At 56.2% G+C, this 16,248-nt stretch carries 8 protein-coding genes and 5 pseudogenes; 7 read left to right on the plus strand and 6 right to left on the minus strand.

All coding sequences use genetic code 11. The features are described from left to right. Nucleotides 1-54: 54 nt before the first annotated feature. The gene (locus tag DVK06_RS03475; RefSeq protein WP_121599291.1) at nucleotides 55-1,218 is read right to left on the minus strand and encodes a hypothetical protein; all 1,164 of its coding nucleotides are present in this window, start codon (nucleotides 1,216-1,218) and stop codon (nucleotides 55-57) included. Nucleotides 1,219-1,673: 455 nt separating this feature from the next. Here DVK06_RS03475 and DVK06_RS03480 point away from each other — a divergent pair, with 455 nt between their 5' ends. Together DVK06_RS03480 and DVK06_RS19195 are read left to right on the plus strand one after the other, a co-directional pair. Then, the gene (locus tag DVK06_RS03480; RefSeq protein ID WP_121599292.1) at nucleotides 1,674-2,255 is read left to right on the plus strand and encodes a hypothetical protein; all 582 of its coding nucleotides are present in this window, start codon (nucleotides 1,674-1,676) and stop codon (nucleotides 2,253-2,255) included. Between the two features lie 153 nt (nucleotides 2,256-2,408). Next, nucleotides 2,409-2,834 carry a hypothetical protein gene (locus DVK06_RS19195; RefSeq protein ID WP_233561601.1) on the plus strand — a complete coding sequence of 142 codons (426 nt, stop codon included), beginning with the start codon at nucleotides 2,409-2,411 and terminating at the stop codon, nucleotides 2,832-2,834. Nucleotides 2,835-3,025: 191 nt separating this feature from the next. Here the strand turns inward: DVK06_RS19195 and DVK06_RS03490 are convergent. Then, nucleotides 3,026-3,656, minus strand: a pseudogene (locus DVK06_RS03490) (IS6 family transposase). Nucleotides 3,657-3,949: 293 nt separating this feature from the next. Next, entirely contained in the window at nucleotides 3,950-4,918 is a 969-nt protein-coding gene (uppS, locus tag DVK06_RS03495) for a polyprenyl diphosphate synthase (protein ID WP_121599293.1), read from the minus strand. 499 nt (nucleotides 4,919-5,417) lie between these two features. Here uppS and DVK06_RS03500 point away from each other — a divergent pair, with 499 nt between their 5' ends. Together DVK06_RS03500 and DVK06_RS18175 are read left to right on the plus strand one after the other, a co-directional pair. After that, the gene (locus DVK06_RS03500; protein WP_121599294.1) at nucleotides 5,418-6,248 is read left to right on the plus strand and encodes an IS5 family transposase; all 831 of its coding nucleotides are present in this window, start codon (nucleotides 5,418-5,420) and stop codon (nucleotides 6,246-6,248) included. A 24-nt stretch (nucleotides 6,249-6,272) separates the two neighbouring features. Continuing rightward, nucleotides 6,273-6,953, plus strand: a pseudogene (locus DVK06_RS18175) (RNA-guided endonuclease InsQ/TnpB family protein); the annotation flags it as partial. A 209-nt stretch (nucleotides 6,954-7,162) separates the two neighbouring features. Here the strand turns inward: DVK06_RS18175 and DVK06_RS03510 are convergent. After that, nucleotides 7,163-7,949, minus strand: a pseudogene (locus tag DVK06_RS03510) (IS5 family transposase). Between the two features lie 117 nt (nucleotides 7,950-8,066). On the opposite strand from DVK06_RS03510, the pseudogene DVK06_RS03515 reads away from it, so the two are divergent. After that, a pseudogene (locus DVK06_RS03515) lies at nucleotides 8,067-8,270 on the plus strand (zinc ribbon domain-containing protein); the annotation flags it as partial. A gap of 410 nt (nucleotides 8,271-8,680) precedes the next feature. Here the strand turns inward: DVK06_RS03515 and DVK06_RS03520 are convergent. After that, a complete protein-coding gene (locus DVK06_RS03520; protein ID WP_121599295.1) occupies nucleotides 8,681-11,737 on the minus strand; it encodes a BGTF surface domain-containing protein in 3,057 nt (1,018 codons plus the stop codon). Between the two features lie 132 nt (nucleotides 11,738-11,869). Here DVK06_RS03520 and tnpA point away from each other — a divergent pair, with 132 nt between their 5' ends. Together tnpA and DVK06_RS03530 are read left to right on the plus strand one after the other, a co-directional pair. Continuing rightward, complete coding sequence (gene tnpA / locus DVK06_RS19975; RefSeq protein WP_199718555.1) at nucleotides 11,870-12,280, plus strand: IS200/IS605 family transposase; 411 nt, start codon at nucleotides 11,870-11,872, stop codon at nucleotides 12,278-12,280. A gap of 450 nt (nucleotides 12,281-12,730) precedes the next feature. Next, nucleotides 12,731-13,196: pseudogene (locus DVK06_RS03530) on the plus strand (RNA-guided endonuclease InsQ/TnpB family protein); the annotation flags it as partial. 56 nt (nucleotides 13,197-13,252) lie between these two features. Here DVK06_RS03530 and DVK06_RS19655 read toward each other — a convergent pair. After that, the gene (locus DVK06_RS19655; RefSeq protein WP_147438044.1) at nucleotides 13,253-16,042 is read right to left on the minus strand and encodes a S8 family serine peptidase; all 2,790 of its coding nucleotides are present in this window, start codon (nucleotides 16,040-16,042) and stop codon (nucleotides 13,253-13,255) included. Nucleotides 16,043-16,248 lie beyond the last annotated feature (206 nt).

Below are 16,248 nucleotides of genomic sequence, written 5' to 3' on the forward strand. Positions count from 1 at the left end.
CGACCGCGAGGGGTCGCGTGCCGTCGTGGGTGGAGACCGCAGACTCGTCGCTACTTAGCTGGTCGAGTAGGTCTCGCCGATACCGAGTGCCACAGGATTCGCAGAGGTCTGCGCAACGCCGCCGCCACCGTCGCTAATGAAGACCTCGTTGACCCGGAACTCGGAGGGCACACCGCTGAGATCCGAGTTGTCGTCGGCTGCGACCGCCGCCCAATCGATCACGAGTTCGTACCCGTCGCCGTTGGGATTCGAGACCGTAGATGCGCTGAAACCGTCGAGATTCTCCTCGATGGTGTCTGTCCGGTCATTATTTCCGTTGGTGCCGACGTTCCGGCGGAGCTTCCCACCGGCACTGGAAGCCGCCCGGCTGTCCTCCCCTGCGTAGCTGAACCGCATATCGTCGTTCGGACTCTCGCCGAAGCCGTCGGAGCTGATGTCGAGGTTGGCTTCAACGACGAATGAAGTGTCGTTCGCCGGGAAGTCACCGCTGACGATGTCGTCGTTGACGTTGATCGTGATCGTGGTAGTCGCGCCGTCGTTGACCTCCGCGGTGACCAGCGAGTCCGGTCCGCTGGTCCCGGTCCCGGGTTCGGGGTCGCTCGCGATTTCGTCGATTCCGTACTGGTTTCTGACCTCACCGGGATTCTCCAAGTCTCTCACAGCGACAGCGTTGAACGTCAGCGTGCCGCTGAAGTCTTCAAGAGGCGTAGCGTCCTCACCTTTCAGGCGGAAGATCACGCCGACATCTTCCATCGTCTCGCCGACGCGGACGAGCGCGAGGTTCCCCGAAGAGGGGTTGTACGAGTCCTGGTTTAGCGACGTACTGTTGCCATTGGCGGCGACGCTACCGTCGTCGGTATAAATACTCATGAACTCAGGCAGGCCCGTCACGCCGACAATCACGTCCTGCGTGCCTTGGTTACGGACCTGTAGAATGTCGCGGATGGTCGTCTCCGCGTTCCGGTTTAGCCCGCCACCACCAATGTCAGTCCCGCTGAAGTCAAGTTCAATTGTCCCGTCAGTACTCACCGAGGCGTACTCGTTCCCGTTCGGGGTTGCCTGTGGTTCGATAGCCAGAAGCGCGTCCGAGTCGTCGGCCACATCGACAGATACGCTCCTGTCTGCGCTCACACTCGTGAACGCGCCCGTACCAACCGCAGCCGCGCTACCAGAAGCCAATGCGCCCAGTCCGGCGAGGAACTTGCGTCGGTTTGCCATAGTTGTGTAGCCTCGTTGTGTCCGCACACGACCCGCGAGCCGTCGACGCGGGACATCCCGCGTCACCCGGGGTCGCTCTACGACACCCATGGGGCCTATCCCATATCGTAATGAAGTTCCAGAAACACTTCCGGGCGGGACTGAACTCCCGGCCGGTTGTTTCCGACCCCGCCTGAACCCCGGTTCGATCGGTTCAGGCCGGTCCTGAGACCGCGGTCAAGCCCGGCCTGAAGTGGTGATCGCCGCCCCTGTGACGAGAGGGGTAGTTACTGGAACCTGATAATATCGGGCGAACCGCTCGCGGATAGAATTTGATCACGGCGTTTCTCGGGTTCTTAGGCCGCAAAAAGCAAATTTACGCGTTCGTGTTGACCGCCGAATGAACGAGAAAAAAGTTTAGCAGGTTATCATACCCATGGGTTTTATGTTGATCTGTTCATATATATCAGACAGGAATGGCGTCGGTACAGCAGTTAGACGGGCAGGGAGCGGAACCGACAACGGAGGTGTCCGAAGACGAACTGTTCGACGTGCTGGCGAACCAGCGCCGACGGTTCGCAGTTCATCTGCTGAAGCGGGAGGAGGCGGACAAACTGGAGATCGGCGACATGGCAGAACAGATCGCGGCGTGGGAAAACGGGATCGACACGGTCGAGATCACCGGAAACGAGCGCAAGCGCGTGTACACCGCGCTCCAGCAGTCGCACCTGCCGAAGATGGACGACGCGGGCGTCGTCGAGTTCAACAAGGACCGGGGGATCGTGGAGCCGACGCCCGCGCTCCAGAACGTCGACTTGTACATGGACGTCGTGGAGGGGAAAGAGATCCCGTGGAGCGACTACTACCTCGGACTCTCGGGGGTCGCCGCCGCGCTCACCGGTGCGGTGTGGCTCGACGCGTGGCCGTTCGTCCTCCTCCCCGACATGGCGTGGGCGGTCGCCATCGTCGTGGCGTTCGCGTTCTCCGCGGTCGTCCACAAGTACTACACCGCAGAGATGAGGGTCGGCGAACCCGGGGAACCACCGGAACTGAGGTAAGGCGGCAGCGTTCAAGCAGTGCTTTCCGACGTTCCGGGGACGCATAACCTTACAGTCCGGACGCGTTAGTTCGAGTGAACGGACTGTGCGAACTCAACGCAAATGAAACGACGGAACCTCATCCTGCTACTCGGCGGAGCGAGCGCCGGCGCGATGAGCGTCGGCACCGGCGCGTTCAGTAGCATCGAGGCCGAGCGCGGCGTGGAGGTGAATGTCGTTAAAGACGAGAACGCGTATCTGGGAATTACACAACAGAAGGAGAGCGTATCTGATGGCGAGACAGTGGCCCGGATCACCAATCAGTTTCCTACCCCACTTGAACTCACAGTCACGCTTGACAGCACCAGCGGCCCACTTGACAAAATAACAGTTGCCGGGAAAAGTCTCGAGACCAACTCAACCGTACAAATAGGTTTTGATATTGGAGATCCACCAGTAGAAATCAAAACAGAGTGTAGAGACACCGGACAAGCTACATTTTCACTCAACTTGGCTGGGGAGATCGGCGATGGAAGGGGGACTGTCAGAACAACTGAGCAGTTCCAGGTGTTCTGTGAAGGCAATGAAAACAAGAAATGATCCGCTCAAGCTACTCGATATCTCACCATGAACCCGCATTGTTTAAAAAATGTTCCATTATCACCAAAAATAAAACTACAAAGACAGCAAATGCGACAAGTCTTGGAAGAGTTATAGAACGGTTCATTAATCGTGATCGGTTAGTATGTACATCAGAGCGGGGATCAGGGTAGTGTTTGGATAAGTTGATCCTATGCGAAGGCGAACGCTTGGAGCCAATTTTCGGCGGTCTTCGGTTCGACGTGACTAAACGTATTTGAGAATTAGTTTGTTCGTCATTTTACTTCTCGGGAGACACGTTCGACGGCATTCCGATACCCACGTGTGACATGGTGGAATCGGAGCCTGTGACGATGACAGGCCGCATGTAACCACGGCGCACCATCGACGAGAAGGACCACATCGTCAACCTGATGTTTCTCACGCAGTTTCGAGAGAAACGTCGACGTAATAGCGTTCGTTCTCGTCGGATACAGCCAAACGTGGAGCAGGCGGTTGTGTCGGGATCGACAGCAGCGTACAGCCAATATTGTTCAGGGTTGAGCTGAATCACTGTGTCATCGACTACAACGTGGGTCGGATTCGCATCGTCTGTCGGCTGTAGATCGGCTTTCTGAACCCACCGATGAACGGTAGTTCGATGGCGATTGACACCCAAACCCTCAAAAATAAAACTGTATCTGAAAGTGATAATTCAGCCAAATGGAGTCGGCTCCCGAGCTTCATCGCCGACTCGGGTGTCGCTTCTCGCTCTAGAAAATCTAACTCGATACGACCGTTATCGCCGCTGAGGCGGTCAAACGAGAGCGTGAACCACTCGATCTGTTGACCGCCTTATCCTTCGACCCTATCTTAACTTCGCCGGATCAGTGCCCGTAAATACAAATCACGGAGACTTTGATCCAGGTACCGGCGTGACCGATAATGCCACATGTATGTTACTGACAGAGAGATTGTGAACACCAGCACCCGTCTGTGAGTTTTGATCTGTTGGACCTCCGAGGTCGCGGTTAGAGGAGCTTACCTTCTGAGTGGCATCCCGGCTGTGATTAATACGAAAAGAAAGAGTCGTAGTCGCTCCACCTTTTCAAGTGAAGAGTTTGTACCCTCTGGAGTTAATCGTTTGAGAGAGATTGACACTGCTGTGTGTCCGCGTCTTCGGCTGTTGTTTCGGTATCAATACTAACCATGTTCGCGAGTTGGGTGGCAGTCTCTTGTGGAAGTTGGCTACGAAGCCGGTGGATTAGTTGTACTCGCGGCTGGTATTCCATGTGTGTAGCCGCACGAACAAGCGAGAGAGCACGGTGAAGTTGGGTCTCTTGCCAGGACTGTTCGCGTGCTTCATACGTGCGGATGGCCCGCGCAAATTCCACTTTATTGAACTCTGGCCAGTATGGTGTACAAAAGTAGACCGCAGCCTCATTCCCACTCGCATGCCAGGGAAGAAAATTGGAGGTGCGTTCATCTCCACCAGTCCGGATTACTAAATCGACGTCTTGGACTGGCCTCCGGTATAAGCGCTTTCCGATCGTTTCTGCCGTGATTGCGTCTGGCTCTAACTCACCGTCCGCAACTTCTCGTGTGAGTTGCCGGGCCGTCCGCAGAAGCTCATTTCGGCCGCCGTACGCTAATGCGATATTTAGGTTGAGTGTCTCATACTGTTGGGTACGTTGTTCAGCGTACGTAACTGCCTCAGCCACGCGGTCTGGGAGTCGTTGAATTTCACCCAACCCATGTATTGATACTTCGTTATCGTGAACAAGATCCGCATCTGCAAACGAGTACAGTCGATCCTCAATCAGATCAAAAAGGTCGAGAAGTTCCTCATCCGGCCGTGCGAAGTTTTCCGTCGAGAAGGTATATAAGGTGACCTCAGTAATATCAAATTCAGAACACCAATGGAGCATGTCTTCGGTTGTCTCTGCTCCGTGAGCGTGCCCATCCGAGGGATCAAGCCCTCTTTCACGGGCATATCGTCGATTTCCGTCTTGGATGACAGCGACGTGGTCCGGTGTCAATTCAAGTGACTGCTTGATCTCGCCAACGTAGACGTCGCGAAGCCACTCTCTCGCCCGCTCAAACATTATTTGTGAGTATACATCAACACATGTGTTAATTAAGATGTTCACTTGACGGCTCCACGTCTAGAACGAACGTCGATTGGGGCAACCCTCACAGAACAAGGAGGAAGCCCCACAGCTTCAGCTGTGAGAGGAATCAGACAGATCAGATATCCTATGAATTGATTAAGCCCCGAGTGGACATCAGCCGAGTAAACACCCCAAACCAGCGGTGCGGGGGTGGGAATTTTCGCCCTTCAGGGCAGAGAGGATGTCAAACCGTAGAATACCCGTGAACCCAACCGCGGGAGTGGGCTAATGGGTGAGCAGGCTAGACGTGAGTTGAGGCATAAGGTGATAAGCCACCTGGTCTCAAAGTCGGGTCACTCTCGTTCTAAGGAGACTGAGAGACCAGTTTCTCTCCATCACGAGTTTTGTGATTGACAGGCTGTGTTGAATCGCCATACGGCAGAGAGGTAGGCCGCTAAATCAAAGGAGTTGAAGCGGGAAGATTCGGTTGCCTATGACCCAAATCTCCCGCTTCATCGGGGAGGTTGTGCCGGTTGCTCAAAGAGTTACTGGCGATGGAGGCGAATCCGCCGCCACCGTCCGGGGCGGCGGATTCGCCGACTACGCACTCGTTTCCCTCCATTGTCTCCGGATTTACCTCGATACGTCGTACCGTATGACGATCGACTTGCTCAAAGAGATGCCACAAATAATCGGGGAGATCGGCCTTGACGCGGCCGATCTCCCCGCACCATCCACGTTGTGTAAGGCATTCGACCGGATCAGCATGAGCGTCTGTCGAGTGCTGCTGCGCCAGTCGGCGCAGCTGCACGAACTCTCTGAACACGCCGCGATCGACGCCACGTTCTACGACCGCTCACCAGCGAGCCGCCACTACTGCCAGCGAATCAGCTACCGCGTTCAGAAGCTCAAAGTAACGAAACTCGTCGATACAGCGTCTCAAGCCGTCCTTGACGTTCACTGCTCAACGAACCGGGAGGGAAGTGACGCCGATCTTGCTGAGCAGATCGCCCGCCGAAATGCGGGCGATCTGCGGTCTCTCGCGGCCGATAAAGGCTACGACAAGCAATCGCTCCGCGAAGGATTACGCGATCTCGGGATCAGACCGCTGATCAAGCACCGTATCTTCGCTCCGTACGACCACGCACACAACGCCAGAATCGCCGATAATCGCTATAATCAGCGCTCTATGACCGAAACTGTGAACTCGGCTGTGAAGCGCTCGCTCGGCTTCGCCGTGCGAGCTCGGTCATGGTTCCGTGAGTTCCGCGAAATCGCGCTGATGTGTGTCGTCTATAACATCAAACGCTTCGTCAAACAGTGAATCTCTCCGCCTTACAGCGATTCAACACGGCCCTCTAACCTCAAAGAGTATTGGTCGGATTTTATCCTCTGTAAGTTCCAAACTCGGCCTGACGTTGACCTCTCTACTGTGGAGAACGTCCAGCAGGTGAAGACGGTTTGGACAGGCGATGAGTGGGAACTTCGCTTTATCTGTAAGGTGGAGATTGATATAATCGAGTCGCCCGGCGAGCAGACTGTCGGCATCGATCTCGGCATTAACAACTTTGCCGCGCTCGCCTACGAAGACGGCCACAGCGAGCTGTATCCCTTAAACTGTCTGAAGCAGGACGACTACTACTTCAGCAAGCGACTTGCTCGGTGTGACGACTCAAACTCAGAACAGGCGACGCGACTGAACCAGAAGAGGTCAGCTCGGCGCACGCAGTACTTCCACACTCTCTCGAAGCACATCGTCCAGCGGTGTATTGAGGAGAGAGTCGGGAAGATTGTGGTCGGCGATCTCTCCGGCATCCGTGAGAACGACGAGACCGATGAGTCGAAAGACTGGGGTACACTCGGGAATCTCAACTTACATTCATGGGCGTTCGACCGCTTCACGGAGCTGCTCACTTATAAGGCAGAGATGTAAGGAATCACGGTTGAGGAGGTGTCTGAGCGCAACACGTCGAAGTCGTGCTCGTGTTGTGGTCGTGAGCGTGATGCGAACCGTGTTGAGCGCGGATTGCCTTGTTGAACGCAAGACGGCGACGGGGTAGGGTCGATTGTACGTAGTCTCAAGCTGTCAGAGGCGCGTTCTTACGATCAGAAGATGCAGTAGCTGTTACTGACGGCGGTTGTCGAAGGATCAAAACTATGGTATCTTGTTTCGTTGTGTCACTGACGACGGGATGCCTCTCTCGGATACGTCCGGAGAAAGGGGGCAGGCGGCGAGGCCTAACTCGCCGCCTGCGTCAGGTTATGTACGATGCACTTCCGTGTCAGCTCCCGGAACTGGCCGTGCCAGCTCCGGGAGCGGAGCTTCTCGCCGTCGTCTTCCTTCAAATACGAGAAGCCCGTTTCACTCATCCACCGCTGGTTGTAATCCTCGTTCATCCGGGCGTTATGAGCCTTCTGTAGCGGTGTCTGTTCTCTGTGCTTGATCAACGGTCGCGTTGATTCGGAGCGACACTCCTCACGGAGGTTGCTCCACGAGTAGTTCGCGTCAGCAGACAACACACGCAGGTCTTCCGCGTTCCGGCGGAAGACCTGCATCCCAATGTGGCCGTCCCATGCTTTCTGCGTCGTGAAATGAACGTCCTTGATCACTAGCGAATTCACGTCGATCAAGATCGTCGTTTTCATCGACTGGAACGAGAAGTCTGCGGTCGCGGTAGTGGTAGCTGGTTTGATCGCGTTGAAAGCCGCTTGCGTCAATTGCAGCTTCACCACTCCAGCCCGCCTGCTCCGCGCTTCGGCGGAGCAGGCGGCGGAGTTCACGCATCCGGTACTCGTTTTCCCACCGACAAAACGAACTGTAGTGCGGTGCGTCGTCAAGATCAAACACGGCGAGGACGCCAGGCATCTCGTTGAGGTAATCTTCAGTCTCACGGAGACTCTTTTCGAGCTCGACGCGGAACAGAATCAATGCGATTTGCGTCCACTCGGCGTACCCGTCCGCGCCGTCCGGCGCGGCGGGTACGTTCGGCTCATCAACGTGCTGTTTGGCAAGGTCTCGACACATCTAGGCAAGCCGTCTGAGCGATGCCATATCGCCAGACGGCGTCCAATTTCCGGTTAGCTTGACGGAATCCTTCCGTGAGAGCGTCTGAGATAGCCGTCACTCGGCGGCAAAACAAGGCAGCGCGGATTGTACGTGTGCGACGAGTGCGGGACGACGGCGAACGCGGACGTGAACGGGGCCGAAAATATCCGACAAAAAGTATCTCCGAGTTCACCGAATCTGTCGGTGAATAGGAGTAACGGCTGGTTGGCACAGCCATCGACGTTCCTGTATGATAAGGAGACCGGAGCATTTGCGCCTCGGGAACAGGTCACGTCGTAAACCACAATATCCCAACTCAGCGGCACGGTGCCGTGGGAATCCTCGCGTTTTAACGCGAGGATGATGTCAATCGTTGCGGCGGGTCGCAAGCAACGCAGTATGAGCGTGACGAAAGTGACGTACCGAAGCCAGTCGCGCTGTCGTCGATTTAGGGGTTCCCAATTGAGACCGCCAGCCTCGTCTTGACAATCACTCAGTTTCGAGGGCGTCGTAGATATCGCGGTTCTTGTCGCAGTCGACAGCCGCGACGCGGGAAGGAGTTTTTTTGTGGTACCGAATGACGACTGGCAGCCGAACAATCGCCAGCGCCGCCGCTGGCCGAAGCGAGCGCGATAAAGAAAAACCGCGTGTGGGTCGGCCCGCGAGGGCCGATGGTTTAGCGACTGCGAGCCGCGACCGTGGCAGCGACGTTAGTCGTTGCGGCGGGTCGCTAGCAGCGCAGCGGCGATGAGCGCGACGAGCGCGACGATGGCACCGAAGCCAGGCGTCTCGCTGTCGGAGGTGCCGTCGGAGCCGTCACTACCGTCGGAGCCGTCAGAGCCGTCACTACCGTCGCTACCGTCGGAGCCGTCACTACCGTCGCTACCGTCGGAGCCGTCACTACCGTCGCTACCGTCGGAGCCATCGGACCCGTCGTCCGCGGCTTCGAGCGTGAGCGTGGCGGTCTGGCTGTCGTCGCCGGTGAAGACACCGTGCTCGTACTCACCAGCGTCGAGACTGGACGTGTCGACGTCCGCAAACTCGACGGTGGTAGACTCGCCACCCGCGAGCGTGACATCCTCACTGGCGACCGCGTTACCGCCAACGCGGAACTCGACAGTCTGGGTGTCCTGCTGCTCGCCGGTGTTCTCGACCGTGGCCGTGATGGTCAGCGCGTCGCCGACCGTCGCGGTCACGTCCTGCGGGTTCAGTTCCGAGACCTCGAAGGTCGCGGGCTCCTGAACCTGATCGACAACTTCGCCGTCAACCTCCAGCTCTTCCGCGAGCGGGGAGTTGCGCGTGGTCGTCGTGAACGTGTCGTTCACTTCCTGCTCGCTGAAGTCGAACTGCGCCGAGAACGTGCCGTCCTCCTGGACGACGATGTCCTCAGCGTTCTTGACGAAGTTCGTGGAAGCGTCATCGTCACTGCGGACGCGGACCGAGAACTCCGTGCCGGGCGCGACGTTCATCGTGCCCGTGACCGTCGCGTTGTCACCAGCAGCGACCTGAACCGGGTCGCCGTCGAAGTCGCCGTCAGCCTCGACGAAGTCGAAGGACGCGCCCACCGACTGGTAGGCGTTTTCAATGTCATCCTCGTCGTCGTCGGCCTCGGCGTCAATAAGCTGGGTGTTCTGGACGGTGAAGTCGACGTCGTACTCTTCGTCGTACTGGTCCTCGCCACCGAGGTCGCCAGCGTTGACGAAGAGGAAGTAGTCGTTGTTCGCCTCGTCGTAGACGATGTCGATGACGTTTCCAGCATCAGCAGTGTCACCGCTGCCGTCACCGATGACGACCTCGCGGGCCTCCGCGTTCGAGCCGGGGTTCGCCTGCTCGAACGTCAGGCTGAGCGAGTCGTCGCCATCAATGGCTGCGCCGTCGTCGGCCAGCAGCGTTGCGAGCGCGTCGGAGTCCTCGACGCCACCGTTGGCTTCGAGGGCACCTTCGAGACCGGTCGCGGAGAGCTGGTGGACAATAACGTCATTGGTGTCACCCAGCGCGACCTCGTCGGTCTGGGTCACGACGCCGTTGTCGATGCCGTTCGTGATGGCCTCGACAGCGTCCTCATCATCATCGTCGCGAGCGTCGATGACATCGTCAGCCACGTCGGTCGTGGTGCGCCAGAGGACGAGCTCCTCGGTGGAGCGCTCCTCAATGACGAGCGTGCCGATGTCGCTCTCATCGTCGAGCGCCTCGGTAGCGCTACCGTCGTCGGTGAGAGCGGTCGGGCTCACGGAGATATCGTAGTCACCCGTGTCCAGCAGGTTGTCGAGCGTCTGGATATCGTCGTCCTGGTTCTCGATGGTCGCTATGTCGTCGTCGTCAGCCGCGGTGGCTTCGACGATCGTCCCCTCGCCGTTACCAGCGACGAACGTGTTGAACTCAACGGTGACTTCGTCGTCATCGTTGCCGTCCTCGACGGAGATGTTCGCCTGGTAGTTGTCGTCCTCGGCGTCGCCGATCACGACTGTACCAGTGTCGGTCTCACTGAACTCGACGGTGATGTCAGCAATGTCGCCCTGCGCGACAGTGACGGTCCCGTCAGCGAGTTCGAGTTCGCCTTCGCCAGCTTCGGTCACGTTGATGTTGGCCGTGTCCTCGGCTTCCGTGTCAGTCACGTCGAACGTGAACTCGTACTCGCCGGTCGAGAGGTCATCGACGTTCGAGAAGTTCGCGTCGAACGTGCCGTCAGTGACATCGACGAGCTCGATGGTGTCATCGTCGTCTTCCTCGCCGGCGTCAACAGTGAAATCGCCCTCGAACAGCTGCGTGAGCTCCTCTTCGTCGAGGTCTCCGTCAGCACTCACGTTGACCGAGTAGGTGCCACGGTTGGAGTCGAATTCGAACTCGGCCGATTCGTCAGTTGCGACGGAATCATCGTCGAATTCAGTGCTGAGGCTCTGGACCGCAACCTCGAAGGGGCTGTCTACCGGCACGTCAGCGCCAGCACCCTCGAGGAAGTAGTCACCAGAGTCGAGGTCAGCGGTGTCGAACGTGACAGTACCGTCATCGTTGGTCGACAGCTGCTCGACCAGGCGGGTACCGTCTTCACCGAGATCCTCACGCAGCGCGATGTCTGCGTTGGCGTTAAGACCGGTCACGGCAACCTCCTGACCCTGCCAAACGAGCTGGTCCTGAAGGTCAGCGTTGTCGAAGAAAACGTCGGCGTCGGGCCCGCTGTCGTCGGAGCCATCACTACCGTCGCCGCCGTCGCCGCCGTCGCCACCGTCACCGCCGTCGCTGGTGTCAGCAACGGTCAGCGTGGCGCCAGACTCGCTGGCGATCGTGTAGGTCCCGTTGTTGTTACCGTCCACACGGGTGTCACTGAACGTCAGGTCAGTGGAGTTCCCAGCGGAGTCGCCCTGAACGGTAAACGTCCCCAGAACAACCTCATCAGCAGCCGCGTAGGTGTTCGAACCCATTGCGGCAGTGAGCTGAATCGAGTTGTTATCGGAAGCAATCGAGGAGTCCGGGAACTGGGGATCCTGATTGTACGAGAAGTCTGTGATCGATGCTGCTTCGCTATTGCTCAGTGTGATCGTGGACTGGAAGGCGGAAACTCCGTCATCAGGAGCTTCTACGACCACATCAAAGGTGGTCTGGTCGCCTTCAGCAACCTCACTATCCGCGGGCTGGAGAGTGAGGTTGATCTCTCCCTGGCTCTGTGCGGCCGCCGGGGCTGCCCCAGCGATCGCAACCACGGAGAGGACCATGAGCGCGGCAAGGAACAACGCGCGTCCCTTTTCACGATATGTTGTGTTATCTGTCATTGTTGTCGATTTCTGTGTGACAGGAGCTTTCAACGCGATGTGTTACTCGCTACTGCCATACGGGTAGAGGCATTTAGAGTGAACGTTGGGTGTGGTATATGCTTTGTGGGTTATGCTATGCTGTTCGGTACCATGCGCCGCGATAACGGCAGAAGCAGAGATTGGATAGATAACGAATTCAAGATCGTCCTTTCACACGAGATCGAGGAGAAAGCCCACGATTTTAGTCGTGGGATAAATATAAACTATCACACACGACTCAAACCATCTTCGATGGGCGATCGGCGGTACACAGCCTCCAGTACCCACTTCGTGTGGTGTCCGAAGCATCGCAAACCGGTACTAACAGACGAGGCTGCCAACCACCTCGAACAACTCATCGAGGAGAAAGCTAGCGAACTCGCCCTCGGCATTCCCCGACTGGCAATCCAGCCCGACCACGTACACCTGTTCATCACCAACAGTCCGAAACTCACCCCGATTGACATCCTCCTCCGCGTAAACGCGGAGGAATCCCGAGCGGTGGGAGTTTCAGGTTTGTAGTCCAATCAGTTGACTCCCAGACCTTTCGGGCACGGGTAGTCCCACAGTGTCGGACTGGTGGACTGCTGGCCATGCCAAGTGGCCGTTACCCCTATCCTTCACCGTGTATGGCGTCCCAGTGTTGTTTTTGCCACGGGGACGCCGGCAGGCATCAGCGGAGTTGGGGGTATCGTGTCGCGTGCTTTGAGCAGTCGGCAGAGACACACCCTTCGAGGATGTGGCGTTCACCGACTGCTCTTTCGGATACTGCCTCGTTACGCGGGCGGACAGGCCGCCTCCGAAGGACGGTTCGGAATCCGCTCCGTTCCGACCGATTCCTGCCTTCACATAGAGCGGTCTGTCAGTTAAATCACCGTATGTGAAACTCGGTACAGACGTTCGGCTAGTGGATTGCTTCCCACTATGTCAGCTTCATCACCCGCCTGAAGGCGGGTGTATTCGCCTTGCCGTCTCTATAAACTCTCGAACTACTACGCTCAGGAGTACGACCTCGTGGCGGTCGAAGACCTGAATCTAAAGGGGATGATAGCGTCTCCGTCGAACAGCCGCAACACCGCGTCGGCAGCATAGCGGACGTTCCTCTCGTTGCTCGAATACAAGTGCGAGCGAGAGAGGACGTACTTCGTCGTCGTGGATTCGCGCGTGTACAACGACGTTTTGTGGTGTTTTGACGAAGAAGTCGTTGTAGGTCCGTGAACACTCCTGTCCCGCTTGCGGGTTTGAGGCGGACAGGGACGCGAACGCGGCGTGGAACATTCTTTCTCGCGGCCTCGAAGACGTAGGAGTGGGACACTCCGAATCAATGCCTGTGGAGACTGCGCTCCCTACGGACACCGATTCGGTGTCTGTAAAACGCGTCGTGGAAACAGGAAGCCCTACTCTCAAGGAGCGAACGGCGTTAGCCGTGAGCGAGTAGGGTGGGGTAGTTCACTCGTGAAAGGCTGTCAGACCAAAGGAAATATCAAAGAAGAATCAGTCGAGCTGCTGAATGCGTTGGTAAAGGGCCTGTACGTCGAATACTGTTACCTCAGTCGGATCGTCCCCCGAGAAATTATAATATTCAGCGTTGTTCTGAACAACATCTGTCTCAAGGTTACTATACAATGTTTGGACGTCAAAGATATCGGCCACGCCATCGCCATTAATATCTTCAAACAAGCCATCCCCAGTCAGGTCTTGGGGCCGGTTTTCGGTGATTGCTGGTGGGGCCTGTATTGGACCAACCCACACAGAGCCAGAGACCTCAGTTTGAGACGTAGCTACAACATACTCATACCGGTCGCGAACAACCCGTGAAGTGTCGAATGTCACCGTGGCCGTTCCCGAGTCACCTGGCGCAGCAGAAATCGTCTCAGAGCCAACAAAGACACCGTCAAAAGTCAGTTCAACGGTATCACTGCCCTCTGCGTTTCCAACATTTTGGTATGGAACGGTCAACGAGAGGGTTTCAGCATAATCAACTTGCTCAGGTCCGGTGAACTCCCCAATCGAGAACGCTGGGCCGAAGAATTCGGCACTAACAGAAACAATTTCATCACCGACGATCCATCCGTGAGAGCCCGTCTGTCCAGGCGGGACAAATCCGGCCGGGATTTCAATCGGGAATTCAGCAGTTACCTGATCTCCACTTTGAAGCGTGACAACATCTGCTGTGAATACGTTGGCACCTTCTGGATCGAAGAGCCACCATTGGAGGGGTACTGTAGTTGTCCGATCGCCTGTATTTTCAACTGTAATATAGGGAGTCAGTGTTTCTCCCATTGTAACTTCCGCTGTCTGTTCCCACTCAACAATCTGGATAGTCGCATCAGTTGGATCTTCAAGGACATCAGTTGGACCAGTGGCCGCATTTTGAATCTCTCCTGGGCCGTCAAATTGGTGCGTTAACGCGACCGTCCCGGGAGATGCTTCTGAGGCAATTTCAACGGTAAGCGAAATGTCTCCGGAGACAGGCTCTGGAAGACTGTACGATTCGCCGAGGGGAACTTCTGCATCGTCCAGTAGTAGAGAAACGTTCTCTGGCGAAAGTGTCGTCTCATCGCTTAATGAGATGAGGATAGACTCGAGGTTAGCAACAGAGAGATCGACATTGAAGCTTTCTTCAACCCCAGTTACGTCAGGTTGACCGGATGTGATTGCGACATCAAGCCCATCAGCAAGCGAAAGGTCTTGTGCGATCGATTCGCCACCGCTCACTTGAATCGTCTCCGTCTGTGGTTGATACCCAAACGCATCCACAGAGAGATCCCATTCTCCATCTGTCACAAGAAGAGAGTAACTTCCATCGTCAGCCGTTTCTGCGCTGGTTCCGAAGCTTGACTCGACGGTAATATCACTGAGTGGGCCGCCAGCGCCGTCAAAAACGGTTCCTTCGATGGTGTTGCTATCGGTCGCAGAGGTGATTCCTGAAAGGGTGTCAATGATACCTTCACCGTACCGGATCCCCGGTAAAGCATCCGGTCCAGCACCATGGACGGCTGTCCGCTCAAATATGTCTTGGAGTTCTCCAACCTGACCACGGAGGTCGGGATTTGCACTTATTGCGAGTGCGACAGCCCCAGCGACATGGGGAGATGCCATACTGGTTCCGCTCAGTCGATTGTATTCCCCACCAGGGTATGTACTCAAGATATTTGCCCCTGGTGCTGCGACGTCAGGGACATAGTAATTTAGCGGCCAATCTTCAGTAAGCCAATTCGCGTTCCAGTCTTCACTAGTGTGGATTAGTTCTCCACTCGAGAAGTTCGTGATATCCCCATCTGGATTGCTAGCACCAACAGCGAACGATTCAAAGATATTTCCTGGCGATCCACTCGATTCTGCGCCGGAGTTTCCTGCCGAGGAAACAACTACAGTACCCTCTTGGAAAGCATTCTGGATTGGTTCGATCATTTCGCCGAACATTCCAGTCGCACCGAGGCTCATATTGATGACATCGATCCCTTGTTCGACAGCCCATTCAACACCAGCAAGAATCTGTGTGAACGTGCCGCCATCGTCAAGCACTTTCACGTTATACAGATCCGCCTCGGGTGCGACACCAAGATGCGGTTCCCCTTCAAGTCCACCTGCCCGTCCACCAGCAACGGTCCCACTAACATGGGTACCATGACCATCTGGGTCATACGGTTCGCTGTCAAGCTCATTGCCCTCTTCATCAAACTCGGTCCACCCGCCCTGTATCAACGTTAGATCAGGATGGTCAGGATCAATTCCCGTGTCGAGGACAGCGACGCTAACACCATCTCCACGCGTGCCAAACGCGTCCCATGTGTCCGGAATATTCATCGCGGGAATGCCATATTGATACACCCCGTGATCGTGAGGCAGCACATCAGCCTCAGAGAGTGGATCAGGCCCCGGAATCATGAAGTCCCGGTGGACTGACTCAACTCCTGAAAGATCTGTGAGTTCCGCTCTGGCAGACGCTGGATCTTTGGTCGCCGTAACAAGAGCAGCGTTTGCCAGCCAGAAGTCATTCTTTACCTCGTAATCGGTGTCTTCGGAGAGTGTATCAAGGGCATCTTGTTTGAGATCACCAGCAAGTTGTTTTACATCTGTGACCGACAAGTCGGGGTCGTCAGAAGATTTAAATACGTCTCGGAATCGAAGAATCCATTTCTCGTTACCGTTGCTGTCAGTCGTTAGTGTGCGGCCACTCTCTGCGGCAGCTTGACCACTCCAAACCGCGGATCCGGCAGTAAATCCAGCGAGAAGCTGGAGGGCTGAACGTCGCGTGAATCTCGTATCTTCATCTGTCATAACTGAATCGTGCGAACTGGTCGCATTTAGTGCGAGTGTGGACAGATGATGAAACTATTGGTAGACGAACCCGAGATATTATAGTAGTCGGTAGAACTTTTTACTCAGAGAGATATGTTGCCTGTAATGGATCACCTCAACGAGATCTCCGTCGAAGAACTCCAAGAGGCGCTTGACAATGTTGATGGAAACAAGCCGACTCAACG

Origin of the sequence: Halorubrum sp. Atlit-28R (assembly GCF_003665955.1) — an archaeon.
Taxonomy (GTDB): domain Archaea; phylum Halobacteriota; class Halobacteria; order Halobacteriales; family Haloferacaceae; genus Halorubrum; species Halorubrum tropicale.